Origin of the sequence: Halomonas salipaludis (assembly GCF_002286975.1) — a bacterium.
GTDB lineage: Bacteria > Pseudomonadota > Gammaproteobacteria > Pseudomonadales > Halomonadaceae > Franzmannia > Franzmannia salipaludis.
In genome coordinates, this window is the sequence record NZ_NSKB01000005.1 from 104,124 (window position 1) to 128,229 (window position 24,106).

At 66.3% G+C, this 24,106-nt stretch carries 24 protein-coding genes; 11 read left to right on the top strand and 13 right to left on the bottom strand.

Annotated features, from left to right (window positions below):
• Positions 1 to 122: 122 nt before the first annotated feature.
• Together accA and tilS are read left to right on the top strand one after the other, a co-directional pair.
• Entirely contained in the window at positions 123 to 1,076 is a 954-nt protein-coding gene (accA, locus tag CK498_RS13655; protein ID WP_095621428.1) for an acetyl-CoA carboxylase carboxyl transferase subunit alpha, read from the top strand.
• A 245-nt stretch (positions 1,077 to 1,321) separates the two neighbouring features.
• Positions 1,322 to 2,620, top strand: coding sequence for a tRNA lysidine(34) synthetase TilS (gene tilS, locus CK498_RS13660; protein WP_095621429.1), 1,299 nt, complete (start codon positions 1,322 to 1,324; stop codon positions 2,618 to 2,620).
• Here the strand turns inward: tilS and ppx are convergent.
• Complete coding sequence (ppx, locus tag CK498_RS13665) at positions 2,586 to 4,127, bottom strand: exopolyphosphatase (protein ID WP_095621430.1); 1,542 nt, start codon at positions 4,125 to 4,127, stop codon at positions 2,586 to 2,588. The two genes, tilS and ppx, sit on opposite strands and share 35 nt — an antisense overlap.
• A 431-nt stretch (positions 4,128 to 4,558) precedes the next feature.
• Between ppx and rho the strand changes: the two genes are divergently transcribed.
• The 8 genes from rho (at position 4,559) to CK498_RS13695 (ending at position 11,838) form a co-directional block, all read left to right on the top strand.
• Positions 4,559 to 5,818: a transcription termination factor Rho gene (gene rho, locus CK498_RS13670; protein ID WP_076746309.1), complete on the top strand. Its 1,260-nt coding sequence runs from the start codon at positions 4,559 to 4,561 to the stop codon at positions 5,816 to 5,818.
• A gap of 513 nt (positions 5,819 to 6,331) precedes the next feature.
• Entirely contained in the window at positions 6,332 to 7,834 is a 1,503-nt protein-coding gene (gene ubiD / locus CK498_RS13675) for a 4-hydroxy-3-polyprenylbenzoate decarboxylase (protein ID WP_095621431.1), read from the top strand.
• Entirely contained in the window at positions 7,831 to 8,616 is a 786-nt protein-coding gene (locus CK498_RS13680) for an NAD(P)H-flavin reductase (protein ID WP_095621432.1), read from the top strand. The genes ubiD and CK498_RS13680 overlap by 4 nt, the downstream gene beginning before the upstream one ends.
• Positions 8,613 to 9,326, top strand: coding sequence for a dihydromonapterin reductase (folM, locus tag CK498_RS13685; protein ID WP_095621433.1), 714 nt, complete (start codon positions 8,613 to 8,615; stop codon positions 9,324 to 9,326). Before CK498_RS13680 ends, folM begins: the two co-directional genes overlap by 4 nt.
• Positions 9,327 to 9,366: 40 nt before the next feature.
• Positions 9,367 to 9,492, top strand: coding sequence for a hypothetical protein (locus CK498_RS26705; protein ID WP_267873751.1), 126 nt, complete (start codon positions 9,367 to 9,369; stop codon positions 9,490 to 9,492).
• 311 nt (positions 9,493 to 9,803) lie between these two features.
• On the top strand, positions 9,804 to 9,932 hold the full coding sequence (locus CK498_RS26710) for a hypothetical protein (protein ID WP_267873752.1): 129 nt from the start codon (positions 9,804 to 9,806) through the stop codon (positions 9,930 to 9,932).
• A gap of 280 nt (positions 9,933 to 10,212) precedes the next feature.
• Positions 10,213 to 11,301, top strand: coding sequence for a 3-deoxy-7-phosphoheptulonate synthase (locus CK498_RS13690; protein ID WP_229359072.1), 1,089 nt, complete (start codon positions 10,213 to 10,215; stop codon positions 11,299 to 11,301).
• A gap of 24 nt (positions 11,302 to 11,325) precedes the next feature.
• Positions 11,326 to 11,838 (top strand): DUF3087 family protein, encoded by a 513-nt coding sequence (locus CK498_RS13695; RefSeq protein ID WP_095621434.1) that lies wholly within the window; start codon positions 11,326 to 11,328, stop codon positions 11,836 to 11,838.
• A 225-nt stretch (positions 11,839 to 12,063) separates the two neighbouring features.
• Here the strand turns inward: CK498_RS13695 and ppk1 are convergent, their stop codons facing one another.
• Positions 12,064 to 14,247 (bottom strand): polyphosphate kinase 1, encoded by a 2,184-nt coding sequence (gene ppk1 / locus CK498_RS13700; protein WP_095621768.1) that lies wholly within the window; start codon positions 14,245 to 14,247, stop codon positions 12,064 to 12,066.
• 71 nt (positions 14,248 to 14,318) lie between these two features.
• Positions 14,319 to 15,326, bottom strand: coding sequence for a porphobilinogen synthase (gene hemB, locus CK498_RS13705; RefSeq protein ID WP_095621435.1), 1,008 nt, complete (start codon positions 15,324 to 15,326; stop codon positions 14,319 to 14,321).
• Between the two features lie 235 nt (positions 15,327 to 15,561).
• On the opposite strand from hemB, the gene elbB reads away from it, so the two are divergent.
• Positions 15,562 to 16,224 carry an isoprenoid biosynthesis glyoxalase ElbB gene (gene elbB / locus CK498_RS13710; RefSeq protein WP_095621436.1) on the top strand — a complete coding sequence of 221 codons (663 nt, stop codon included), beginning with the start codon at positions 15,562 to 15,564 and terminating at the stop codon, positions 16,222 to 16,224.
• A 157-nt stretch (positions 16,225 to 16,381) separates the two neighbouring features.
• Here elbB and tatC read toward each other — a convergent pair whose 3' ends face one another.
• The 10 genes from tatC to hslV form a co-directional block, all read right to left on the bottom strand.
• Positions 16,382 to 17,161 carry a twin-arginine translocase subunit TatC gene (gene tatC / locus CK498_RS13715; RefSeq protein WP_095621437.1) on the bottom strand — a complete coding sequence of 260 codons (780 nt, stop codon included), beginning with the start codon at positions 17,159 to 17,161 and terminating at the stop codon, positions 16,382 to 16,384.
• Positions 17,158 to 17,586, bottom strand: coding sequence for a Sec-independent protein translocase protein TatB (gene tatB / locus CK498_RS13720; RefSeq protein WP_095621438.1), 429 nt, complete (start codon positions 17,584 to 17,586; stop codon positions 17,158 to 17,160). Before tatB ends, tatC begins: the two co-directional genes overlap by 4 nt.
• A gap of 6 nt (positions 17,587 to 17,592) precedes the next feature.
• Positions 17,593 to 17,862, bottom strand: coding sequence for a Sec-independent protein translocase subunit TatA (gene tatA, locus CK498_RS13725; RefSeq protein ID WP_095621439.1), 270 nt, complete (start codon positions 17,860 to 17,862; stop codon positions 17,593 to 17,595).
• Between the two features lie 37 nt (positions 17,863 to 17,899).
• The gene (locus CK498_RS13730; RefSeq protein WP_095621440.1) at positions 17,900 to 18,241 is read right to left on the bottom strand and encodes a phosphoribosyl-ATP diphosphatase; all 342 of its coding nucleotides are present in this window, start codon (positions 18,239 to 18,241) and stop codon (positions 17,900 to 17,902) included.
• A 32-nt stretch (positions 18,242 to 18,273) separates the two neighbouring features.
• Positions 18,274 to 19,890: a ubiquinone biosynthesis regulatory protein kinase UbiB gene (gene ubiB, locus CK498_RS13735; RefSeq protein ID WP_095621441.1), complete on the bottom strand. Its 1,617-nt coding sequence runs from the start codon at positions 19,888 to 19,890 to the stop codon at positions 18,274 to 18,276.
• The gene (locus tag CK498_RS13740) at positions 19,887 to 20,513 is read right to left on the bottom strand and encodes a ubiquinone biosynthesis accessory factor UbiJ (RefSeq protein ID WP_095621442.1); all 627 of its coding nucleotides are present in this window, start codon (positions 20,511 to 20,513) and stop codon (positions 19,887 to 19,889) included. Before CK498_RS13740 ends, ubiB begins: the two co-directional genes overlap by 4 nt.
• Entirely contained in the window at positions 20,513 to 21,259 is a 747-nt protein-coding gene (gene ubiE, locus CK498_RS13745) for a bifunctional demethylmenaquinone methyltransferase/2-methoxy-6-polyprenyl-1,4-benzoquinol methylase UbiE (protein ID WP_095621443.1), read from the bottom strand. The genes CK498_RS13740 and ubiE overlap by 1 nt, the downstream gene beginning before the upstream one ends.
• 365 nt (positions 21,260 to 21,624) lie before the next feature.
• Positions 21,625 to 22,008 (bottom strand): gamma-butyrobetaine hydroxylase-like domain-containing protein, encoded by a 384-nt coding sequence (locus CK498_RS13750; RefSeq protein WP_095621444.1) that lies wholly within the window; start codon positions 22,006 to 22,008, stop codon positions 21,625 to 21,627.
• Between the two features lie 222 nt (positions 22,009 to 22,230).
• Positions 22,231 to 23,550, bottom strand: a complete 1,320-nt coding sequence (hslU, locus tag CK498_RS13755) for an ATP-dependent protease ATPase subunit HslU (protein ID WP_095621445.1) — start codon at positions 23,548 to 23,550, stop codon at positions 22,231 to 22,233.
• Positions 23,551 to 23,560: 10 nt separating this feature from the next.
• Positions 23,561 to 24,079 carry an ATP-dependent protease subunit HslV gene (hslV, locus tag CK498_RS13760; RefSeq protein WP_095621446.1) on the bottom strand — a complete coding sequence of 173 codons (519 nt, stop codon included), beginning with the start codon at positions 24,077 to 24,079 and terminating at the stop codon, positions 23,561 to 23,563.
• Positions 24,080 to 24,106 lie beyond the last annotated feature (27 nt).

A 24,106-nucleotide genomic window follows, 5' to 3' on the forward strand; every position in this document is an offset into this window, starting at 1 on the left:
ATGGGCTTGCCTTGCGCAGCGCGTTGAGGGTGCGATAATGCCCGACACTCGACTTTATGGCTGCCGGGGCGAGCACCACTCACCATCCCCGGCGACAGCAATGACAAGGCGGCTTAGCCACTATGAATCCCAACTATCTCGATTTCGAACAGCCCATCGCCGAACTGCAGGCCAAGATCGAAGAGCTGCGGCTGGTCGGCAACGACAGCAAGATCAACATCAGCGAAGAGGTCGCCAAGCTCGAGGAGAAGAGCAAGAAGCTCACCGAGTCGATCTTCAAGGACCTCAGCGCCTGGCAGGTCTCACAGCTGTCGCGCCACCCCCAGCGCCCCTACACCCTCGACTACCTCGAACACGTCTTTACCGACTTCGATGAGCTCCACGGCGATCGGCACTTCGCCGACGACGCCGCCATCGTCGGCGGCGTGGCACGGCTCGACGACAAGCCGGTGATGGTGATCGGCCACCAGAAGGGCCGCGACGTCAAGGAGAAGGTGCGTCGCAACTTCGGCATGCCGCGCCCCGAAGGCTACCGCAAGGCGTGCCGCCTGATGGAGATGGCCGAGCGCTTCAAGATGCCGGTGCTGACCTTCATCGACACCCCGGGCGCCTATCCCGGCATCGACGCCGAAGAGCGCGGCCAGTCTGAGGCGATCGCCTACAACCTGGCAGTAATGTCACGGCTCAAGACGCCGATCATCGCCACCGTGGTGGGCGAGGGTGGCTCCGGCGGGGCATTGGCCATCGGCGTATGCGACGAGCTGGCGATGCTGCAGTACTCCACTTATTCGGTGATCTCCCCTGAGGGCTGCGCCTCGATCCTGTGGAAGAGCGCCGAGAAGGCCTCCGACGCCGCTCATGCCATGGGCATCACCGCCGAGCGCCTCGAGGAGCTCGGCTTCGTCGACACCCTGATTCCCGAGCCGCTGGGCGGCGCTCATCGCCATCCCAGGACCACCGCAAGCCGCGTCAAGGAGGCCCTGCAGGGCAGCCTAGAGCGCCTGCAGAGCATGGATATCGACGCCCTGCTGGAGCGGCGGTATCAGCGCCTAATGAGCTACGGCGCCCCAGCCTGATCGGTTAGAGGCTACTGCGCTCGCCAATACGGCGTTGGAAAAGATCTCAGCATGCTCATTTACAACCCCGTAAACTCCGCTGCTTCGGTCTTTTCCGCCTTGCGACCCACAGGGATGTGGGAAGTGCGTTGGCCCGTCGGGAACGGGCCTAGCCTTGGCTTCGCTCGTAACGCCTCTATTCCGATCAGGAAACTGCTCGACTGGGACTGCGCTCGAAGCGGCCTCACTAGGCTGGAGGGTACTTGATGTCCCTGCAAGCTACGATTGATTGTGCCCTGGCAGAGACCCCGCCGGGGCGTGCTGTCTGGGTGGCGCTCTCCGGCGGACTCGACTCCTCGCTGCTGCTGACCCTGGCCGCCGATGCTTGTCGCCGTCATCCCCGCCCGCTGCACGCCCTGCATGTTCACCACGGCCTACAATCCGTCGCCGACGATTTCGAACGCCACTGCCGCCAGCTCTGCGCGCAGCTGGGGGTGCCGCTGTGGGTCGAGCGGGTGAGCGTCGCGCTCGATGCCGGGCAGGGGCTGGAGGGGGCCGCCCGCGAGGCGCGCTATGCGGCCTTTGCCCGCCGGGTGGCTCGGGGCGAGACGCTGTGGCTGGCCCAGCACCGCGACGACCAGGCCGAGACCTTTCTGCTTGCTGCGCTGCGCGGCAGTGGCGTGCGTGGCCTGGCCGGCATGCCGCCGCATCGCGTGTGGCGAGGCCGCGACCTGCGGCGCCCACTGCTGGGCGTGGCGCGGGCCGACCTCGAGGTGGCCGCCCGTCGGCTCGAGCTCGGCTGGGTCGAGGACCCCAGCAACACCGACACCGGGTTGGACCGCAATCGCCTGCGCCACGACCTGCTGCCGGCGCTCGAAGCGCGCTGGCCGCAGGCCGCGGCATCGCTGGCGCGTTCCGCACAGCTGGCCGGTGAAGCCGACGCGCTGCTCGAGGATCTGGCGTCGCTCGATCTGACATCACTCGGTGGCGTGGCGGAGCGGCTGCCGATCATGCCGCTGGTGGCGCTATCGGCACCCCGCCAGCGTCTATTGATCCGCCACTGCTGCCAGGCGCTGGGCCTGGCGATGCCGCCGGCCGCGCGCCTGACAACGCTGCTCGAACAGCTTGGCAGCCGCGGCGACGCCGAAGTGTGCGTGGCGTGGCCGGGCGCTGAGGCGCGCTGCTGGCGCGGGGCGCTCTATCTGCTGGGGGCGGCGCCGTCGCTGCCCGATGGCTGGGAGCTGGAATGGGATGGCGAACGGCCCCTCGAGACCCCGCTAGGGCGGTTCACCTGCCGGCTGGCACATGCGGCTGGTGCGCAGCCTAGGCTGCAGGTGAGCGGGCGCCGGGGCGGCGAGCGCTTGGCACAGCCGCAGCGCGGCAGTCGTGACCTCAAGCGGCTGCTTCAGGAGGCCGGGCTGCCGCCCTGGCAGCGCCAGCGGCTGCTGGTGGTGTGGCACGCCGGCGAGGTGGTGGCGGTGCTCGATGATACGGGGCGCGCTGCCGTGCCCTGCGCGCCGGGCTGGGCGCTTAGGTTGCCGCCGGCACCACCAGGCTCAGGCTGAAGCCCGCCGCGGTCTGGTACTCGACCTCCTGCTCGAGGTCGGTGACCAGCAGCGCGGCGTCGTCCAGCGGTTGATGGAGGGTCAGAATCAGGCCGTCGCCGTCTGCCACCAACTCGATGCCGCACGCTGGCGCTTCGGGGCGCGAGTGGTTGAGCAGCACCGCCAGGCGCAGCAGCCTGGCCAGACGCGCATAGGGCTGCTGTAGCGCCTGGGGCAGGTTGTCGAGCTCCTTGAGTGGAAACTTGCGGCGGTGGGCGCGCACCAGGAAGGCCAGCACCTGCTGCTCTGGGCGCGAGAAGCCGGGTAGGTCGGAGTGGTCGAGCAGGTAAGCGCCGTGGCGATGAAACTGGCTGTGCGAGATGGCCAGGCCGATCTCGTGCAACTGGGCGGCCCAGTCGAGAAACTGCGCCTGCTCGTCGATCAGCGCCCAGGTCGTGCGGACCTGGTCGAACAGCGTCCTGGCACTGGCGGCAACGCGTTGGGCCTGGTCGTGGTCGACGCCGTAGCGACTGCGCAGCGTGGCCAGCGTCTGGCGCCGCGAGTCCTCGGCAGTGTTGCGCCCGACCAGGTCATAGAGCACGCCCTCACGCAGCGCGCCATCGGCGAAGCGCATCTGGGTGATATCGAAGGCCTCGAAGGTCGCGCAGAGGATCGCGATGCCGGCGGGGAACACCGCGGCGCGATCCTCCTTGAGTCCCTCCATGGCCACCTGGTCGAGGCGCTTGCACTTGATCAGGCGTTTGCGCAGGTTAAACAGCGCCTCGCGCTCGATCACCCCCTCGGGGCATTCGTCGCTGGCCGCCAGCACCGCGGCGGCGGCCTTGATGGTGCCGCTCGAGCCGACCGGGTCGGCCCAGCCCAGTGCGCGGTAGGCGCGGCGAATGTTGGCCAGTTCCGATAGCGCTGCCAGCTCGGCGCGGCGAAAGCGCTTCTCGCTGAGCTCGCCGTCGCCAAAGAAGCGCCGTGTATAGGTCACGCAGCCCATGTGCAGGCTCTCCAGCGCCAGGGGCGCGAAGTTCTCGCCGATGATGTACTCGGTGGAACCGCCACCGATGTCGACGATCAGTCGCCGGCCGTGGACCTCGGCCAGGGCGTGGGCGGCGCCCAGGTAGATCAGGCGCGCCTCCTCGCGGCCGGCGATGATTTCGATGCCGTGGCCGAGCTGAGACTCGGCACGGTCGATGAACTCGCGGCTATTGCTGGCGGCGCGCAGGGCATTGGTGCCGACCACGCGCAACTGCTCGGCGGGGGTGTCGCCGATGAAGGGCGCGAAGCGCGCCAGGCAGTCGAGGGCTCGCTGCATGGCGGCCTCGCTGAGGCGGCCATCGTCGTCGAGGCCGGCCGCCAGTTGGACCTTCTCGCCCAGCTTGGCCACTACCTGCAGCTGGCCGGCCTGGTAGTTGGCGACCAGCAGGTGAAAGCTGTTGGAACCAAGATCGATGGCGGCAAAGCGGCGGGCGGTGTCGCTGGCGCGGGGCATCCTGCGCGTGGCCGAATCAGAAAGCATGTGGAGATCCTTGCATCTGCATCGTGCAAGGTTGCGGTGACGCCCGATGCTTGTCAATCCACTGCGGCGAGCGGTAAACGCTGCAGGGGCTTGCGTTTGCCGCTGGGCTTGTCTAACATCGAGTCGTTCGCCTGTTCCGAATACTTCCCGACCGCGTCGCGGTCAACTCCAAGTCGTCAGACAGCCCGCTGATTCCGTGCCGGATAATGGATAGCCATTTGCCGAGCCGTTATTCAGGCGACATGAACATTGCTTCCCTCGCGCTTGCTATCGTCTCTGTCGTTTCCTGGCGGAAACGCCGAATGGCGAATGACTCCCGAGAGTGAATGCCCACCGGGCTCTGAACGCACCACGCGGCGTTTCGTCACCGCCTCCTGTCTTATTTCGGCGCTCCTGCGCCCCGCTGACACGAGCAATTTCTGAACAAACCGATGAATCTTACCGAACTCAAGCAAAAGACCGTGCCCGAACTGTTGGAAATCGCCCAGGAAATGGGTGCCGACAATCTCGCACGCTCACGTAAGCAAGACATTATCTTTGCCATTCTCAAGAAGCACGCCAAGAGCGGTGAAGATATCTATGGCGATGGCGTACTGGAGATACTCCAGGACGGTTTCGGCTTCCTGCGCAGCGCCGACAGCTCCTATCTGGCCGGGCCCGATGACATCTATGTCTCGCCCTCACAGATACGGCGCTTCAACCTGCGCAAGGGCGATTCCATCTCCGGCAAGATTCGTCCGCCCAAAGAGGGCGAGCGTTACTTTGCGTTGTTGAAGGTCAATCAGATCAACTTCGACAAGCCGGAAAACGCCAAGCACAAGATCCTGTTCGAGAACCTCACCCCGCTGTTCCCCGACGAGCGCATGGTGATGGAGATCGGCAACGGCTCCACCGAGGATCTGACCGCGCGTATCATCGATTTGACCGCGCCCATCGGCAAGGGCCAGCGCGGCCTGATCGTCTCGCCGCCCAAGGCGGGTAAGACGCTGATGCTGCAGAACATCGCCACCTCGATCACGCGCAACAATCCCGAGTGTCACCTGATCGTGCTGCTGATCGACGAGCGGCCCGAGGAGGTCACCGAGATGTCGCGCACGGTGCGCGGTGAGGTGGTCGCCTCGACCTTCGACGAACCGCCGGCACGCCACGTGCAGGTCGCCGAGATGGTGATCGAAAAGGCCAAGCGGCTGGTCGAGCACAAGAAGGACGTGGTGATCCTGCTCGACTCGATCACGCGCCTGGCGCGGGCCTACAACACCGTGGTACCCAGCTCCGGCAAGGTGCTCACCGGTGGTGTCGACGCCCACGCCCTGGAGAAGCCCAAGCGCTTCTTCGGTGCCGCGCGCAACATTGAGGAGGGCGGCAGCCTGACCATCATCGCCACCGCGCTGGTCGATACCGGCTCGAAGATGGACGAGGTGATCTTCGAGGAGTTCAAGGGCACCGGCAACATGGAGGCGCACCTCGACCGCAAGCTGGCCGAGAAACGTGTCTACCCGGCGATCAACATCCGCCGCAGCGGTACCCGCCGCGAGGACCTGCTGGCCTCCGAGGACGAGATGCAGCGCATGTGGATCCTGCGCAAGCTGCTCAATCCGATGGATGACATGGGGGCCACTGAGTTCCTCATCGATCGTCTCAAGGACACCAAGACCAATATCGAGTTCTTCGAGGCCATGAAGCGGCGTTAATGTTGGCCCGCTAAAGTCGCTGGGAAACGCCGCGTCTTCGAATAGCTCGTTGCCATCTTCACCGCGGCTAATCCGGCGGGAGGCGGCTCGCGAAGATGCTGTGAACCCTTCCCTGGGCGCTCCATTTTTCATCCCTGAAAAATGAGCTTCGCTTGCACCTCCCCCCGGTGCCGCTACGAGGAGTTCATGCAACAGCATCCCTCGGCCACCGAGGCGAGCGGCGCCGGCGACAGGTTTACGAGGAGGTTCTACGCCATGGGTGAGGAGCACTGCTCCGAACGGGCTGGCCATGGATGGCCAGCACCGGTCCTGCAAGCGGAGCAGGATGCGAGAGCGCAGCAGGGCGCAAGGTAGCGCCCAGGGATGGTTTACAGCGCCTCCTCGAAGGCCTGTCGACGGATTAGCCGCGGGCATAGGCCGAGTTGGCTGTGGTAAAGGACGACTTGGCCGGCGGCGAAGAGAAGGGGTGGCATGCTATGCTGCCCCTTTCGTCGTTTTTGAAACAGGAAGCCTATGAAGTACAAGGACCTGCGCGACTTCATCGCGGCGCTCGAGGCGCGTGGCGAGCTGGTGAGGGTCACCGCCGAGGTCGACCCCTATCTCGAGATCACCGAGATCTGCGACCGCACCCTGCGCGCCGGCGGGCCGGCGCTGCTGTTCGAGAACGTCAAGGGCCACGACATGCCGCTGCTCGGCAACCTGTTCGGCACCCCGCATCGGGTGGCGCTGGGCATGGGCGAGGACTCGGTGGAGGCGCTCAGCGAGGTCGGCAAGCTGCTGGCCTTCCTCAAGGAGCCGGATCCGCCCAAGGGCATGCGCGACGCCTGGAGCAAGCTGCCGATCTTCAAGCAGGTCATGAGCATGGGGCCCAAGGTAGTGCGCTCCTCGCCGGTGCAGGAGGTGATCCTCGAAGGCGATGCGGTCGACCTCGACCGCCTGCCGATCCAGCACTGCTGGCCGGGGGATGCCGCGCCGCTGGTGACCTGGGCGCTGGTGGTGACCCGCGGGCCACACAAGAAGCGCCAGAACCTGGGCATCTACCGCCAGCAGAAGCTGGGCAAGAATCGCCTGATCATGCGCTGGCTGTCGCACCGCGGCGGGGCGCTAGACTTCCAGGAGTTCCAGAAGGCCAACCCCGGCCAGCCGTTCCCGGTGGCGGTGGCGCTGGGCGCCGACCCGGCGACCATCCTCGGCGCGGTCACCCCGGTGCCGGATTCGCTCTCCGAGTACGCCTTCGCCGGCCTCCTGCGGGGCTCGCGCACCGAGTTGATCAAGTGCGGCCATGCCGATCTCGAGGTACCGGCTTCCGCCGAGGTGATCCTCGAGGGGTTCATCTATCCCGATGACATGGCCCCCGAAGGCCCCTACGGCGATCACACCGGCTACTACAACGAGGTCGAACACTTCCCGGTGTTCAGCGTCGAACGCATGACCATGCGTCGCGACGCCATCTATCATTCGACCTACACCGGCCGCCCGCCGGATGAGCCGGCGATCCTGGGCCTTGCCCTCAACGAGGTGTTCGTGCCGATCCTGCGCAAGCAGTTCCCCGAGATCGTCGACTTCTACCTGCCCCCGGAGGGCTGCTCCTACCGCATGGCGGTGGTGACCATGAAGAAGCAGTATCCGGGGCATGCCAAGCGGGTGATGATGGGCGTCTGGAGCTTCCTGCGCCAGTTCATGTACACCAAGTTCGTGGTGGTGCTCGACGACGATGTCAGCGCCCGCGACTGGAAGGATGTGATCTGGGCGATCACCACGCGCATGGATCCGGCGCGGGACACCGTGCTGGTCGAGAACACGCCCATCGATTACCTCGACTTCGCCTCGCCGGTGGCCGGCCTCGGCTCCAAGATGGGCCTCGATGCCACCAGCAAGTGGCCAGGCGAGACCGACCGCGAGTGGGGTACGCCGATCGTCATGGACGAGGGCGTCAAGCAGTCGGTGACGGCGCGCTGGGAAACGCTCGGTATTCCGCTGCCGGGGGATGCCACCACAGACAAGAGGACGCCATGACGGCACGCACCCTGACCTGCCTGGTCGACGAGGTCGAGAACCTCACCCCCGATGTCTTCCGCGTGAGCCTGGAGGGCCGCGCCGAGGCCGTCGACCACGCCCCTGGCCAGTACCTCGAGCTCAAGCTCGATGACACCACCTGGGTACCGTTCTCGATCGCCAATGCCCATCGCGGCGACGGCCTGATCGAGCTGCATATCCAGCACTGGCCGGAGCGCGACAACTCGGCGCGCCTGCGCGAGCTGATGCAGGAGGCCAGCCGCCTGACCCTGCGCCTGCCGGGGGGCGACTGCGTACTCGATCCGGACAGCACGCGGCCGCTGTTGCTGGTGGCTGCCGGGACCGGCTTTGCCCAGATGAAGGCCATCGTCGAGGCCGCGCTGGCCGCCGATCCGGCGCGCCAGATCGACCTGTGGTGGGCGGCCCGCGAGCGCCGCGACCTCTACCTCGAGTGGCTGCCCCGCGAGTGGGCCGCCCAGTACCCCGGAGTGCGTTTCCACGCGGTCAGCGAGATCGTCCCCGAGGAACCGTTCGACGGCGAGAGCGTCAGCGGCCACCTGGGGCGGGTCGACGCGGTACTCGGCAGCACCCTCAGGGACGTCTCGGGGCATGACGTCTATCTGTCCGGCTCGCCGGGCATGGTCTACGCCTGTATCGACGTGCTGGCTTCGCTGGGGCTCGACGCTTCGCGGGTGTTCTCGGATGTGTTCGCCTACGCACCGCGCGACCCGCTGGTGCCTACCGTGGGTAGCCTGGTCAGGTCGCGGGAGGCCTTGAAGTGAGCGCCTCGCCGATCCTGATCACCGGCGGCGCCCAGCGCCTCGGTCGCCACTGCGCCGAGCGGCTGCTCGACGACGGCCATGCGCTGATCATCAGCTATCGTCGCGAGCGTCCCGAGCTCGAGGCGCTGCGCCAGCGCGGCGTGGTCACCCTGGTTGCGGATTTCTCCAGCGAAGCGGGCATTCTCGACTTCATCGCGCGCTTGAAGGAGGCCACCCCGTCGCTGCGGGCGATTGTCCACAACGCCAGCGACTGGGCGCCGGACAGCACCGGCAGCGAGGCCGGTGCCACCTTCGAGCGACTGTTCCGGGTGCATATGCAGGCGCCCTACCTGATCAACCTGCACTGCCGCGAGCTGCTCGAGGCCTGCAGTGAGCCGCAGCGCGATATCGTGCACATCACCGACTTCGTGGTGCACAAGGGCTCGAAGAAGCACGCCGCCTATGCTGCCACCAAGGCCGGTCTCGACAACCTGACGCTGTCGTTCGCCGCACTTTACGCGCCGGCCATCCAGGTCAACGCCATCGCCCCGGCGCTGATCATGCTCAGCCAGGGGGACGATGAGGCCTATGCCGAGAAAGCCAAGGCCAAGTCGGCGATGCAGATGATTCCCGGCCCCGGGGTGATCTACCAGAGCCTGCGCTACCTGCTCGACAATCGCTACGTCACCGGTATCACGCTGCCGGTCGATGGCGGTCGCCACCTGCGCTAGAATGGCGCCCATCCAAGCTGTGCCCAACAGGAGAGAGCCCATGGTGGAACAGGATCCCAACTTCAAAGACGATACCGGCATGCTGGCGATTATCGTGGGGCTGGTTGTATTGGTAGCCATGAGTGCGCTGCCGGCCACCATCGGCATAATTCAATTGCTCGGTTGAGATATCAGCTGCCCCCGAGCGAGGAACGCCGGGGGCAGGCCGAAGAGGAGGTTCGATGCCAGGGGTGAGGAGTATGCCTCCGAACGGGTTGGCCATGGATGGCCAGCACCGGTCCTGCAAGCGGAGCAGGACGCGAGAGCGCAGCAGGGCATCGGTAGCGCCCAGGGACGGGTTTACAGCGCCTCCTCGCAGGCCTGCCGACGGATTAGTTTCGAGCGATGCTGCTATCCGCGATATTCATCAGTTACCAGAATACTTGCCAAGCGCACTCAGCGCGGTAGGATAGAACCCAACGCAACCCGGAGCGACCCATGACCGCAAGCCTTCGCCATTTTGCCAACGCCGACTCGATGCCCGCCATCGTGGTCGCCGCGTGGGCCTTGGTGAACGGCTATTGGTATTGGTTTAGCGCCGGTGTGCCGGCGATGCGGTCGCACTGACCCATCGCGAGGCACACCCCACCGGGTTGCCTCCACCACTTTTCAGAACCCCCGGTCGGCAACCCGACCGGGGGTTTTGTTTGTGACGTCATTCAACGACGAGGAGACCGACCATGTTCCAGCGCATCGCCTTCCCAAGACTGTCATGCACCGCCCGCTACCCTGGGTATGGCAGCTGGCGATTTAGCGCCGTCCGGTCGGCTCAGCTCGCCACCTCCGACCGGGAGATCATCGGTGGCACTACGACCCGATGTTCGACACCCTGTACGAGATAAGCGCAATGACCATGACCCTGATCAAACCAGCCCCCAGCGATGCCGCGCCCGCCGCAGGCCTGGCCACGTCCAACGATGACCTGCTGGGCGAGACGCCGCTGCCCACACCTCAGGCGCTGCGTCAGCAGCTGCCCCTCAGCGCCGAGCTGCGCCAGCGGGTGGCCGCCCAGCGCGAGGCGGTCAAGGCGATCCTCGATGGCCGCGACCAGCGCCTGCTGGTGGTGGTCGGCCCCTGCTCCATCCATGACCCCCAGGCGGCTCGCGAGTATGCCGAGAACCTCAGCGTGCTGGCGCGCCAAGTCGAGGACAAGCTGCTGCTGGTGATGCGCGTCTACGTCGAGAAGCCGCGCACCACGGTCGGCTGGAAGGGCCTGGCCTATGACCCCCACCTCGACGGTAGCGACGACATGGCCTTCGGCCTGGCCGCGTCCCGCGCGCTGATGCGCGATGTCGTGGCACTCGGCTTGCCGGTGGCCACCGAACTGCTGCAGCCAATGGTGGCCGGCTACCTCGACGATCTGCTGGCGTGGACGGCGATCGGCGCGCGGACCACCGAGTCCCAGGTGCATCGCGAGCTGGCCAGTGGCCTGGCGGCGGCGGTGGGGTTCAAGAATGCCACCGATGGCGGTATCCAGGTCGCCATCGACGCCATCCAGGCGGCGGCTCACGGCCATCGCTACCCGGGGCTGTCGGCGTCGGGTCAGCCCATCCTGCGCCACACGCCGGGCAATCCGCACACCCATGTGGTGCTGCGCGGCGGTCACGGCGAACCCAACTACCAGGTCGAGCACGTGGCGGCGACCCGTCGCGCGCTGGAAGCGGCGGACCTGGTGCCGCGGCTGATGGTAGACTGCAGCCACGCCAATTCGCGCAAGGACCATCGCCGCCAGAGCGAGGTGCTGCTCGATGTGCTCGACCAGCGCCTGGCCGGCGAGACAGCGCTGTGCGGGGTAATGCTCGAGAGCCAGCTGTTCGAAGGCCGCCAGCCGCTAAAACCGGGGGCGATGCGGCGCGGGGTCTCGGTCACCGATGCCTGCATCGGCTGGGAGACCACCGAGCACCTGCTGAGCCTGGCAGCCGAGCGGCTGCGCTGACGCTATCCAAGGAATCGATCGTCGATGAAGTTTCGTTTCGAATCCCATGAGCCCGAGGTCTATCGCCGCAAGGCGCGGCTGATCAGCGTGGCCATGGCCGCCCAGTTGATCGTGCTGGGCATGCTGTTCGCCCAGCTGTTGACCCGCACTTTCGGCTCTAGCCTATGGCTCAACGCCCTGGGGGTGCTGCTCGGCTTGGTGGCCACCAGCCTGGTGTTCGCCGCCCTGCGCGAGCGGCCGTGGATGCGCGAGATGCGCTATGTGTGGCAGCTCAAGCACCATCTGTCGCGGGTCAGCGGCTACCTGCCGGCGCTGCGCCGCGGCGTCGCAGAGCACAACCACGTGGCGCTGGGGATTCTGAGCTTCTACCACCAGGGCATGGCGCAGCTCGCCGAGCTCAACGGCCGCACCCTGGACGACGACAGCGAGCTGATCGCCGAGCGCGAGCAGCTGCGCCAGCAGCGCGAACGGCTGGGCCTGCCGCTGGAGGTGGGCGGCTACGATACCGAGGACCTGGCCGCCTTCAAGCGCGGCTAAGCGCTAAGGTCCGGGACTGATCTGCCGGCAGGCCTGCGAGGAGGCGCTGTAAACCCATCCCTGGGCGCTATCTTGCGCCCTGCTGCGCTCTCGCATCCTGCTCCGCTTGCAGGACCGGGGCTGGCCATCCATGGCCAGCCCGTTCGGAGCGGTGCTCCTCACCCATGGCGCAAACCTCCTCTACGACCTGCCGCCAGCGTCCCTCGAGCGATAGCCCTCAGCGTCTCAGGCCTTGCTGGCGTAGGCGTAAAGCAACGTCTCCTGGGCGCTGATCGGCGCGGCGTCGCCCAGCTCGCGCTTGGTGTAGTGGCCGTCGCTATCGAGCAGCCAACTCTGGCAGTTGTCGACCAGGTAGGTCTCGAGGTCCTTGCGCACCCGCGCGGCCAGCTTGGCGTCGAGCAGCGGGAAACAGGTCTCGACGCGGTGGAACATGTTGCGCTCCATGAAGTCGGCGCTGGACGCCCATACCTCTGGGCTGGCGTCGTTGTGGAAGTAGAACACCCGGGTGTGCTCGAGGAAGCGGCCGATGATCGAGCGCACCCGGATATTGTCCGAGATGCCTGGGACCCCGGGGCGCAGGCAGCACATTCCACGAATGATCAGGTCGCACTCCACCCCGGCGTGGGAGGCGCGATACAGCGCGCGGATCAGCTTGGGTTCGGTCAGCGAGTTGCACTTGATGATCAGGTGCGCCCGGCGCCCCGCCGCGGCGTGGGAGGCTTCGCGGTCGATCATCGCCACCAGCCGCTCGTGGAGGGTGAAGGGGGCGTGCAGCAGGTGCTCGATATGCCGCGCCTTGCCCATTCCCGAAAGCTGCTGGAAGACCTTGTGGACGTCTTCGCACAGCGTCTCGTGGGCGGTCAGCAGGCTGTAGTCGGTGTACAGCTTGGCGGTACCGGCGTGATAGTTACCGGTGCCCAGATGGGCGTAGTAGCGCAGCTCGCCGCGCTCGCGACGCACGATGTGCATCAGCTTGGCGTGGGTCTTGTAGGCCATCACGCCGTAGATGACGATGGCGCCGGCCTCCTGCAGGCGCGAGGCGAGTGCCAGGTTGTCGGCCTCGTCGAAGCGCGCGCGCAGCTCGATCACCACCGTCACCTCCTTGCCGCCGCGGGCCGCCTCGACCAGCGCCGAGACGATCGCCGAATCGGCGCCGGTGCGGTAGAGGGTCTGCTTGATGGCCAGCACGGCTGGGTCGCGGGCCGCCTCGGCGAGCAGCTCCTCCACCGGCGAGAAGGCGTGGAAGGGGTGATGGAGCAGGATGTCGCTGTCCTTGATCGCCTCGAACAGCGAGTCGTGCTTCTTGAGGGCCTTGGGTAGCCCCGGGGTAAACGGGCGGTAGCGCAGTTCAGGGCGTTCGACGTCGGCCAGCACCGCCATCATGCGGGTCAGGTTGACCGGCCCCTGGACGCGGTAGAGATCGCTCTGCTCGAGCTCGAACTGCCTGAGCAGGAAGTCGACCAGCGGTTCGGGACAGTTATCGGCAACCTCCAGGCGCACGCCGCTGCCGTAGCGCCGCGCCAACAGTTCGCCGCGCAGTGCCGAGGCCAGGTCGGAGACCGCCTCGGGGTCGACCGACAGATCGGCGTTGCGGGTCAGCCGGAACTGGTAGCAGCCGCGCACCTGCATGCCGGGGAACACCTCATGGGCGTGGGCGTGGATCATCGACGACAGGAACACGTACTCGCTGTAGCCCTCGGCGCAACACGCAGCGGGCAGTGCGATCAGCCGCGGCAGTGAGCGCGGTGCCGGCAGGATCGCCAGGCCGCCTTCGCGGCCGAAGGCGTCCTTGCCCTCCAGCTCGACGATGAAGTTGAGGCTCTTGTTGACCAGCCGCGGGAAGGGGTGCGACGGATCCAGCCCGATGGGGCTGATCACCGGCATGATCTCGTCGTCGAAATAGTCGCGCACCCAGGCCTGCTGGGCCGGCGTCCACTGGTCGCGGCGACGAAAACGCAGGTGCTGCTCCTCCAGTGCCGGGATCAGGATGTCGTTGAGCAGCCGGTACTGGCGCTCGACCTGCTCATGGGCGATGCGCGAGATCTCGCTGAGTACCTGGCGCGGCAGCATGCCGTCGGCGCCGGTGCTGTCGTTGCCCAGCGCCAGCTGGTGCTTGAGTCCGGCGACCCGGATTTCGAAGAACTCGTCGAGATTGGAGGAGAAGATCAGTAGGAACATCAGCCGGTTGAGCAGTGGATGCGCAGTGTCCAGCGCCTGCTCGAGCACACGGATATTGAACTGCAGGTGCGACAGCTCGCGATTCAGGTAGAGCGACGGGTCGTCGAGATCGAGCGCTGCCGGGTCGCCCTTGGCGCGCACCCCGGTGCGGGTCCGGTTGACCCGCAGTGGCAGCGGTTCGGCCGCCGCGGGCATCTCTGAGGGCTGCGGCGACTGGTCGGGGTCGGGCATGGCGCGCGGGTCTTGCATCTCGCCTCCTCAGGCAGAAGAAGGGCCCCGCGGCTGGATGCGGTCCCTTGCAGTTAGTTGGCGAGCAGGCGAGCTGCTCGCTTGGCAAAGTAGGTCAGCACGCCGTCGGCGCCGGCGCGCTTGAAGCACATCAGCGACTCGAGCATCACCTTGTCGGCGTCGAGCCAGCCCTGCTCGAAGGCCGCCATGTGCATGGCGTACTCGCCACTGACCTGATAGGCAAAGGTCGGCACCCTGAGCTCCTCCTTGACCCGCCGCACCACGTCGAGATACGGCATGCCGGGCTTGACCATCACCATGTCGGCGCCCTCGGCGATATCCATGGCCACCTCGTGGAGCGCCTCGTCGCCGTTGGCGGGGTCCATCTGGTAGGTGCTCTTGTCGGCACGGCCGAGGTTGCTCGCCGAGCCCACCGCATCGCGGAACGGTCCGTAGTAGCTCGAGGCGTACTTGGCGCTATAGGCCATGATGCGCGTGTTGTGCAGCAGCTCCTGCTCGAGCACGCTGCGTATCGCGCCGATGCGGCCGTCCATCATGTCCGAGGGGGCCACTACGTCGGCACCGGCCTCGGCATGCGACAGCGCCTGCTTGAGCAGGGTCTCCACGGTGCGGTCGTTGTGCACGTAGCCCGTTTCATCGAGGATCCCGTCCTGGCCGTGGCTGGTGTAGGGGTCGAGGGCCACGTCGGTGATCACGCCCAGCTCGGGCAGGGCCGCCTTGAGCTCGCGCACGCTGCGCTGCACCAGGCCGTTGGCGCTGTAGGCCTCCTCGGCCAGCTCGCTCTTGAGCTCGGCGTCGACCACTGGAAACAGCGCCAGCGCCGGAATGCCCAGCTCGAAGGCCTCGCGGGCCTCCTCTACCAGCAGGTCCAGCGAAAGTCGCTCGACGCCGGGCATCGACGGTACCGCCTCACGGCGGCCGCTACCTTCGAGCACGAATACCGGCCAGATCAGGTCGGCGGCGGTCAGCGTCGATTCGCGCATCATGCGACGCGAGAAGTCGTCCTTGCGCATACGGCGCATGCGCGCCGTGGGAAACTGTCGGGATGTGCCAAGACTCAAGGGAACTCTCCGGTCGTTGGGCGTGACCGCTGACTCAGTATGGGTCGCCAAGATGACCAATCGATGACAGCGGTGGGCGCGTGGGTGATGCCGGATGTGACTTCCGGCGATGCCTCGAGTATATCAGTGCCGGGCGGCAGCGGGAGAGGCACTGCGCAGACGCTGACTCGGAGATGGGCTACAGTGAGGGTTTGCTGCTGCCGGGCGGCAGCATTGCGGTCACAAGGAGAGCGATATGAGCAAGCAGGTGGCGGTCATTCTGTCGGGCTGCGGTGTCCAGGACGGCGCCGAGATTTATGAAACCACTCTGACCCTGTTACGACTGGATCAGTTGGGTATCGGCTATCGCTGTTTCGCCCCGGACATCGCCCAGCACCACGTCATCGATCATCGCCGCAGCGAGGTGGCGCCAGACGAGGCGCGCAACGTGCTGGTCGAGTCCGCACGGCTGGCGCGCGGCGAGATCAATGAGCTCGCCGAACTGGACGCGGAGGAGTTCGATGCGGTGATCCTGCCCGGCGGTTTCGGCGTGGCCAAGACGCTGAGCGATTTTGCCGTCGCCGGCAGCGACATGCAGATACTGGATCGGCTTGCCGGGCCGCTGGTGGCTTTCCACGACGCACGCAAGCCGATCGGCCTGATGTGTATTGCACCGGTACTGGTGCCGCGGCTGTTCGGTGAGGGGATCGCGGTGACGGTTGGCCATGATCCGGCGGTATCCGGGGCGATCAGCGCCATGGGTGGTCTGCACCGTGGCTGCAGGGTCGACGATATCGTGGTCGATTTCGAGCACCGCATCGTCACCACCCCGGCCTATATGCTCGCCGAGCGGATCAGCGAAGCGGCTAGCGGGATCTTCAAGCTGGTGGATCGCATCGATGAGCTGATGGAGCTCTGACTCGGGCGTACCCTACTAGACTAGCTAGCGCCGCCGGAGACAGGTCGGAGCGGAGGTTCGATGCCGTGGATGGCATCGGTAGCGCCCATGGAAGGGTTCACAGCGCCTCCGCGTAGGCCTGTCTCCGGAAAGGCGCGGTGCCTGGCCCACAAGGGCGCTACTCCTCTTTCTCACGTTTCTTGCGCTGCGCCAGCCGGCCGAACAGTAGCCCTACTTCGTAGAGCAGGTACATGGGCACCGCCAGCAGGCTCTGGGAGATGATGTCCGGCGGGGTCAGCAGCATGCCGATCACGAAGCAGCCGAGGAAGATATAGGGGCGCTTCTTGGACAGGCTCTCCACGCTGGCGGCGCCGGAGTAGATCAGCAGGAAGGTGGCGATGGGAATCTCGAAGGCCACGCCGAAGGCGAAGAACAGCTTGAGCACGAAGTTGAGGTAGGAGTTGATATCGGTCATCACCGTCACGTTCTCCGGCCCGGTCTGGGTGAAGAACTGGAACAGCAGCGGGAATACCACGTAGTAGGCGAAGGCCGCGCCGGCATAGAACAGCGCCACGCTGGAGGCCAGGATCGGAATCGCCAGGCTCTTCTCGTTGTCGTAGAGCCCTGGCGCAATGAACGCCCAGGCCTGGTGCAGCACGAAGGGCACGGCGATGAACACCGCCACCACCAGGGTCAGCTTGAACGGCGCCAGGAACGGCGACGCGACCTCGGTAGCGATCATCTGCGAGCCTTCCGGCAGCATGTCCATCAGCGGCTGTGCAACGAAGGTATAGATGTCGTTGGCGAAGGCGTAGAGACCCAGGAATATCACCAGGATCACCACCACCGAGCGCATCAGCCGCGAGCGCAGCTCGATGAGGTGCTCGATCAAGGGGGCCTGGGAGGCTTCATCGTGCTGATCGTTGCGCTGATTATTGTGAGAGGCGTCGTCGCTCATCGGGAGGGCGAATCCTTGTCACTGGAAGGCGATGAAGGGGCTGGCGTCGCCGACTCGCGACGTGCCTTGCTGGTCAGCGCCTTGTCCAGCCGCTCGCTGGCAGCGGGCGGAGTCTCTTCGGCGTCATCGGCGCCAGCATCGCTGTTGGGCGGCGCACTGCTGTCGGGCTCGGCGTAGCGCTCGACGTCGCGCTTGACCTTGCCCAGGCTCTCGTCGAGCTTCTTCTGCTGCTCGTTGAGTTTCTGGCGCAGCTCTTCGGCCTCCAGCTGAGAGTTGATCTCACGCTGCATGCCCGACACGGTGCGCTTGATCTTGCCGATCCACAGCCCCAGGGTACGCGCCGCCTTGGGCAGCCGTTCGGGGCCCAGCACCAGCAGGCCGACGATGCCGATGAGCAGCAGCTCGAGGAAGCCGATATCCAACATGGGCGGTTACTTGCGCTCTTCCTGGTCCTCGGCCTTCTGCTCGGCCTGGACGTCATAGGTGTGGCCGGACTCCTCCTCATGGCTGACCTTGGCCTGGGGCTGGTCGGCGGCCTCGTCTTTGTCCTTGTCCTTGTCGTCCTCATGCATGGCTTTCTTGAAGCCCTTGACGGCACCGCCCAGATCACCGCCGACGTTGCGTAGCTTCTTGGTACCGAACACCAGGATGATGATGCCGAGTACGATCAACAGCTGCCAGATACTGATGCCACCTAACATGATTGGGTCTCCCACTAATCGAATTATGCGTGCCGGTTCAGGGCGACGGCGTGCGGGCGGCCTTTTCATCCAGCCCGGAGGTGCCGAAGCGACGTGCCAGCTCGTCGAGTACCGCCTGATGCTCGATGTCGAGGTGCGACAGCATCACCAGGCTATGAAACCACAGGTCGGCGGTTTCGGCGACTACCGCCTGACGGTCGCTGTCAACGCCGCTAGCAGCGTCCTTGGCGGCGAGAATCGTCTCGGTGGCTTCCTCGCCGACCTTTTCGAGAATCTTGTTCAGGCCCTTGTGGTGCAGGGCGGCCACGTAGGAGCTGTCGGCGGCAGCGTAGCGTCGTTCGGCGAGCACGTCAGCGAGCCGCTCGAGTATATCACTCATGGAGATCATCCTCCGTCGCAAGGGGGTTGGGGTCAATGCCAGGCGAGTAGCAGCACGCCCAGCGCCGCCGCCGCCACCACCGGCCACGGCTGCTGAGCGGCCCAATCCAGCAGCGGCTGCCAGGCCAGCGCCGCGGCCAGCAGCAGCGCGCCGAGGCGCAGCCGTCGGGCGCCGCGGCTGCTGGCGATGAGCTGGCGGCGCATGCCGACCAGCGACTCGGCCTGACGGCGACGCTGCTGGCGCTCCAGCTCGGCCCGCGACAGCGCCTGGTGGGCGAGTACCGGCAGTTCGGGCAGCTGGCGGGTCAGCTCCGGCGCCTGGCGCTTGAGCGACTCCCACAGGCCGCTGGGGCCGGCGCGCTCCTTCATCCAGCGCTCTAGATAGGGCTTGGCGGTGCTCCACAGGTCGAGGTCGGGGTAGAGCTGGCGGCCCAGACCCTCGATGTTGAGTAGGGTCTTCTGCAGCAGCACCAGCTGCGGCTGGACCTCCATGTTGAAGCGTCGCGCGGTCTGGAACAGCCCCAGCAGTACCTGGCCGAAAGAGATGTCCTTGAGCGGTTTCTCGAGGATCGGTTCGCACACCGCGCGGATCGCCGCGGCGAACTCGTTGGCACGGGTATCCTCGGCGACCCAGCCCGACTCGATATGCAGCGCGGCGACTTCGTAATAGTCCTGGTGGAAGAAGGCCAGCAGGTTGCGCGCCAGGTAGTCCTGGTCCTCGCGGGTCAGGCTGCCGACGATACCGCAGTCGATGGCGATATACTGCGGATCCAGAGGGTTGTCGCGGGCCACGAAGATATTGCCGGGGTGCATGTCGGCGTGGAAGAAGTTGTCGCGGAACACCTGGGTGAAGAAGATCTCCACGCCGCGCTCGGCGAGCTTCTTGAGGTCGGTGCCCTGGGCCTCGAGGGCGCCGAGCTCGGCCACCGGCACGCCATGGATGCGCTCCTGGACCATCACCCGGGTACGCGTCAGCGACCAGTGGATGGCCGGCACGTAGAGCAGCGGCGAGTCCTTAAAGTTGCGCTTGAGCTGTGAGGTGTTGGCAGCTTCCTTGTGCAGGTCGAGCTCGTCGAACAGTGTCGCCTCGTAGTCGCGCACTACCTCTACTGGACGCAAGCGGCGTGCTTCGGGTACTCGCGCCAGGACCCGCGCCACGCGGTACATCAGCGCCATGTCCTGGCGCATCACGCGGTCGATAGCGGGGCGGATGATCTTGACCACCACGTCTTCTCCGCCGTGCAGCCGGGCGGCGTGGACCTGGGCGATCGAGGCCGAGGCCAGCGGCGTGGTGTCGAAGCTGGCGAAGGCCTCGGCCAGTGACATTTCGAGCTCGTCCTCGACCAGCGCCACGGCCGCGTCGCCGGGGAACGGCGGCACCTGGTCCTGGAGGCGCTTGAGCTCATCGGCGATGCCGGGGGGCAGCAGGTCGCGGCGGGTCGATAGCATCTGGCCGAACTTGACGAATATTGGCCCCAGCGCTTCCAGCGCCAGGCGCAACCGCTCGCCGTGGGAGCGACTGCCGACCGGCACCAGCCGCAGCGGCGAAAGCCGGAAGGCCAGGCGCAGCCACCACGGCAGGCGCTCCAGCGGGATCAGCGTATCCAGCCTGAAGCGGGTGATCACCCACAGTATGCGCAGCAGCCTCATGGCGTGCCCCCGCGCCGCGCGGCCAGGCGTCGTTCGAGGCGCGCAACCCGTGCCGCCAGCCGGTCGCTGCCAAGCTCGAGCTCGGTGAGCAGGTCGCGGGCCACTTCCTGTTGGCCGCGGCCGGTAAATAGGCGCGCCTCTTCGAACATGTACTCGCTGAGGTCAGCGTGCAGCTGGCGTGCGCTGCGCGCGCCGAAACGCCCTAGCCTGCGGCTGCCCTCGGCCAGCCGATGGGCCGGCTGGTCGCCCAGCAGGCGGGCCAGTTCGCCCTCCCAGTCGGCGTCGAGGTCGAGTAGCAGATCGCGCAGTGCTTCGAGCAGGGCCGGATTGCCGCGCACGCAGAGGCGGCCCCGAAACATCAGGCGCTCGATGGATTCGCCGCTGAGCAGGGCACCGAGGCTCTCGGCGTCGAGGTCGACCCGCGCGTCGGCATCGGCTGCATCGTCGTGGTCGGCACGCTGCAGGTGCAGCCCCTGCGGATGCACCTGCAGCAGCAGGCTGAGTTGCGGGGTGGCCAGGTTGACCACCAGCCGCTTGCCGGCCAGCGCCTCGAGCCGCGCCGGGGCCGCGGGGTCGCGGGCCAGCAGGGCATTGAGGGTCGCTTCGAGGCCGGCTAGCAGCATCACAGCTTGATGCCGCGGTGCAGGGCGACGATGCCGCCGGTGAGGTTGGTGTACTCGACCCGCTCGAGGCCGGCGGTTTCCATCATTCCTTTGAGGGTCTCCTGATCCGGATGCATGCGGATCGACTCGGCCAGATAGCGGTAGCTGTCGGCGTCGTTGGCGACCAGCTCGCCCATCTTGGGCAGCAGGCGGAAGGAGTATTCGTCGTAGACCTTGGACAGCAGCGCGCTGGGCGGCTTGGAGAACTCCAGCACCAGTAGCCGGCCGCCGGGCTTGAGGACTCGCGTCATGGAGCGCAGCGCGGCGTCCTTGTCGGTGACGTTGCGCAGGCCGAAGGCGATGGTGATGCAGTCGAAGCTGTTGTCGGGGAACGGCAGGCGCTCGGCGTTGGCCTGGACGTACTCGACGTTGCCGCCGACGCCCTGGTCGAGCAGCTTGTCGCGGCCCACGCGCAGCATCGATTCGTTGATATCGGCCAGCACCACGCGGCCACGCGGGCCGACCAGCCGTGAGAACTTGAGCGTCAGGTCGCCGGTGCCGCCGGCGATGTCGAGTACGCTGTGCCCGGGGCGTACGCCAGCGCGCTCGATGGTCAGGCGCTTCCAGATGCGGTGGATGCCCAGCGACATCAGGTCGTTCATGACGTCGTAGCGGGCCGCCACCGAGTGGAAGACGTCGGCGACGCGGGAGGCTTTCTCCTCGAGGGGGACTTCCTGATAGCCGAAATGGGTGGTGCGCTTGTCCATGGATGGCCCCTGGCTGGATTCGTCGCGCCAACGCGCCGGGCGCGTCGGCAAATGGCGATATTGTAGCGCCCCGCCTGGGGTGTTGTCCTGCGCGGTGGGGTCGCGGGCAGGGTTATTCGAGATAGCCTCGTCGCTCGGGACTGATCCGGCGGCAGGCCTGCGAGGAGGCGCTGTGAACCTCTCCCTGGGCGCTACCTTGCGCCCTGCTGCGCTCTCGCATCCTGCTCCGCTTGCAGGACCGGGGCTGGCCATCCATGGCCAGCCCGTTCGGAGCGGTGCTCCTCACCCATGGCGCAAACCTCCTCTTCGACCTGCCCCCGGCGTCCCTCGCTAGCAGCAACTGAGGTGGCTCAGGCGCCAAGGCCTCAAAGCTGCTTGAACTGGATGGTCTGGGCTTCCCGGGAGGCGCCGGCCTCGTCCAGGCGGCGTAGGTAGTCGGCCCAGTTGGTGTCGTGATCGACGGCGATGGCGTAGAGGTAGTCCCAGCTGTAGAGGCCGCTGTCGTGGCCATCGTCGAAGTGCAGCTTGAGCGCGTAGTTGCCGGCCTGGGTGATGTTCTGCAGGCCGACGTCCTTCTTGCCGACCTGCAGCACGGCGGTATCGGGGCCGTGGCCGCGGACCTCGGCAGAGGGCGAGAAGACCCGCAGGTACTCGACGCTGAGCAGGAAGCGCTGGCCGTTGGGGTACTCCAGCTCCAGCTCGCGGGCCTTCTTGTGGTAGTGCACCTTGGAGGGGATCGGGGTGTCCATGTTCATGGCTCCGGGGTTGAGGCCTTAGGAGTGCAGCTGTCGACTCTGCCCGAGCGATAGGGCCAGCGTCGAGAAGGCGCGGCATAAGCCGACGACAGGGCTCCGCGGAGGCGCTGTGAACCCCTCCCTGCGCTACCTACGCCATCCCTGGCGTAGAACCTCCGCTTCGACCTGTCCTCGGCGCCGCGCCGCCTGCCACTATTCTGATGCTAGCCGCTGCGGTTAGAGAATATACCGCGACAGGTCCTCATCCATGGCCAGTTCGCCGAGCTGCGAGTTGACATAGTCGGCGTCGATGACCAGCGGGCTGCCCAGGTCGCCGCCCTTGAACGAGGCTTCCTCGAGCAGGCGCTCCATCACCGTGTGCAGGCGCCGCGCGCCGATGTTCTCGGTGCCTTCGTTGACCTGCCAAGCGATCTCGGCGATGCGCTGGATACCGTCCTCGGTGAAGGATATCTCCAGGCCGTCGGTGGCCAGCAGCGCCTCGTACTGCTTGGTCAGCGCCGCCGAAGGTTCGGTGAGGATGCGCTGGAAGTCGTTGGGCGTCAGCGCCTCGAGCTCGACGCGGATCGGCAGACGACCCTGCAGTTCGGGAATCAGGTCCGAGGGCTTGGAGAGGTGGAAGGCCCCTGAAGCGATGAACAGGATATGGTCGGACTTGACCATGCCGTGCTTGGTCGACACCGTCGAGCCCTCGATCAGCGGCAGCAGGTCGCGCTGTACGCCTTCGCGGGAGACTTCGCCGCCGCTCGACTGCTGGCCCTTGGTGACCTTGTCGATCTCGTCGAGGAAGACGATGCCGTTCTGCTCCACCGCCTCGATGGCGCGGCGCTTGATCTCCTCCTCGTTGACCAGCTTGGCGGCTTCTTCGTCGCGCAGCAGCTGCCAGGCATCCTTGACCGCGACGCGCTTGGTCTCGCTCTTCTGCTTGCCCATGTTGGCGAACATGCTCTGCAGCTGGTTGGTCATCTCCTCCATGCCCGGCGGGGTCATGATGTCGATGCCCGGCCCCTGGGGCGTGACCTGGATGTCGATCTCCTTGTCGTCGAGCTGGCCTTCGCGGAGCTTCTTGCGGAACAGCTGGCGGGTCGAACTATCGCTGCGCGGCGCTTCTTCCTGGCCACGCGGCGGCGGCAGCAGGGCATCGAGGATGCGATCCTCTGCGGCGTCCTCGGCCTTGTGGCGCACCTCTTCCTTGGCCTGCTCGCGGGTCAGCTTGATCGAGGCCTCGGTGAGATCGCGAATGATCGACTCGACGTCGCGGCCGACATAGCCGACCTCGGTGAACTTGGTGGCCTCGACCTTGATGAAGGGGGCGTTGGCGAGCTTGGCCAGGCGCCGGGCGATCTCGGTCTTGCCGACCCCGGTGGGGCCGATCATCAGAATATTCTTGGGCGTCACTTCACCACGCAGCGAATCGTCGAGCTGCATGCGCCGCCAGCGGTTGCGCAGGGCGATGGCCACGGCGCGCTTGGCATCCTGCTGGCCGATGATGAACTGGTCGAGGGCGTGAACGATTTCACGGGGTGTCATCTGGGTCATGGGGCGGCCTTCAGAGCTCTTCGAGGGTGACGTTGTGGTTGGTGAACACGCAGATATCGCCGGCGATCTCGAGGGACTTCTCGGTGATCTCGCGGGCCGACAGTTCGGTGTTTTCCAGCAGTGCGCGGGCCGAAGCCAGGGCGAAGTTGCCGCCCGAGCCGATGGCGATGATGCCGCGCTCGGGCTCCACCACGTCACCGTTGCCGGTGATGATCAGCGAGGCGTCCTTGTTGGCGACGGCCAGCAGCGCTTCCAGACGGCGCAGCGCGCGGTCGGTGCGCCAGTCCTTGGCCAGCTCCACGGCGGCTTTGACCAGGTGCCCCTGGTACTTTTCCAGCTGCGACTCGAAGCGCTCGAACAGCGTGAAGGCGTCGGCGGTGCCGCCGGCAAAGCCGGCCAGCACCTGACCGCGATACAGCCGGCGCACCTTGCTGGCGTTGCCCTTCATCACCGTATTGCCGAGTGATACCTGGCCGTCGCCGGCCAGCGCTACCTTGCCCTCGCGGCGCACGGATACGATCGTGGTCATGTGATGCTTGCTCCCAAAAAGACGTGC

Excerpts from the sequence above, each read along its gene's own strand:
- accA (WP_095621428.1), top strand. The coding sequence starts at position 123 with ATGAATCCCAACTATCTCGATTTCGAACAGCCCATCGCCGAACTGCAG.
- tilS (WP_095621429.1), top strand. The coding sequence starts at position 1,322 with ATGTCCCTGCAAGCTACGATTGATTGTGCCCTGGCAGAGACCCCGCCG.
- ppx (WP_095621430.1), bottom strand. The coding sequence starts at position 4,127 with ATGCTTTCTGATTCGGCCACGCGCAGGATGCCCCGCGCCAGCGACACC.
- rho (WP_076746309.1), top strand. The coding sequence starts at position 4,559 with ATGAATCTTACCGAACTCAAGCAAAAGACCGTGCCCGAACTGTTGGAA.
- ubiD (WP_095621431.1), top strand. The coding sequence starts at position 6,332 with ATGAAGTACAAGGACCTGCGCGACTTCATCGCGGCGCTCGAGGCGCGT.
- CK498_RS13680 (WP_095621432.1), top strand. The coding sequence starts at position 7,831 with ATGACGGCACGCACCCTGACCTGCCTGGTCGACGAGGTCGAGAACCTC.
- CK498_RS26705 (WP_267873751.1), top strand. The coding sequence starts at position 9,367 with ATGGTGGAACAGGATCCCAACTTCAAAGACGATACCGGCATGCTGGCG.
- CK498_RS26710 (WP_267873752.1), top strand. The coding sequence starts at position 9,804 with ATGACCGCAAGCCTTCGCCATTTTGCCAACGCCGACTCGATGCCCGCC.
- CK498_RS13690 (WP_229359072.1), top strand. The coding sequence starts at position 10,213 with ATGACCATGACCCTGATCAAACCAGCCCCCAGCGATGCCGCGCCCGCC.
- CK498_RS13695 (WP_095621434.1), top strand. The coding sequence starts at position 11,326 with ATGAAGTTTCGTTTCGAATCCCATGAGCCCGAGGTCTATCGCCGCAAG.
- ppk1 (WP_095621768.1), bottom strand. The coding sequence starts at position 14,247 with ATGCCCGACCCCGACCAGTCGCCGCAGCCCTCAGAGATGCCCGCGGCG.
- elbB (WP_095621436.1), top strand. The coding sequence starts at position 15,562 with ATGAGCAAGCAGGTGGCGGTCATTCTGTCGGGCTGCGGTGTCCAGGAC.
- tatC (WP_095621437.1), bottom strand. The coding sequence starts at position 17,161 with ATGAGCGACGACGCCTCTCACAATAATCAGCGCAACGATCAGCACGAT.
- tatB (WP_095621438.1), bottom strand. The coding sequence starts at position 17,586 with ATGTTGGATATCGGCTTCCTCGAGCTGCTGCTCATCGGCATCGTCGGC.
- tatA (WP_095621439.1), bottom strand. The coding sequence starts at position 17,862 with ATGTTAGGTGGCATCAGTATCTGGCAGCTGTTGATCGTACTCGGCATC.
- CK498_RS13730 (WP_095621440.1), bottom strand. The coding sequence starts at position 18,241 with ATGAGTGATATACTCGAGCGGCTCGCTGACGTGCTCGCCGAACGACGC.
- ubiB (WP_095621441.1), bottom strand. The coding sequence starts at position 19,890 with ATGAGGCTGCTGCGCATACTGTGGGTGATCACCCGCTTCAGGCTGGAT.
- CK498_RS13740 (WP_095621442.1), bottom strand. The coding sequence starts at position 20,513 with ATGCTGCTAGCCGGCCTCGAAGCGACCCTCAATGCCCTGCTGGCCCGC.
- ubiE (WP_095621443.1), bottom strand. The coding sequence starts at position 21,259 with ATGGACAAGCGCACCACCCATTTCGGCTATCAGGAAGTCCCCCTCGAG.
- CK498_RS13750 (WP_095621444.1), bottom strand. The coding sequence starts at position 22,008 with ATGGACACCCCGATCCCCTCCAAGGTGCACTACCACAAGAAGGCCCGC.
- hslU (WP_095621445.1), bottom strand. The coding sequence starts at position 23,550 with ATGACCCAGATGACACCCCGTGAAATCGTTCACGCCCTCGACCAGTTC.
- hslV (WP_095621446.1), bottom strand. The coding sequence starts at position 24,079 with ATGACCACGATCGTATCCGTGCGCCGCGAGGGCAAGGTAGCGCTGGCC.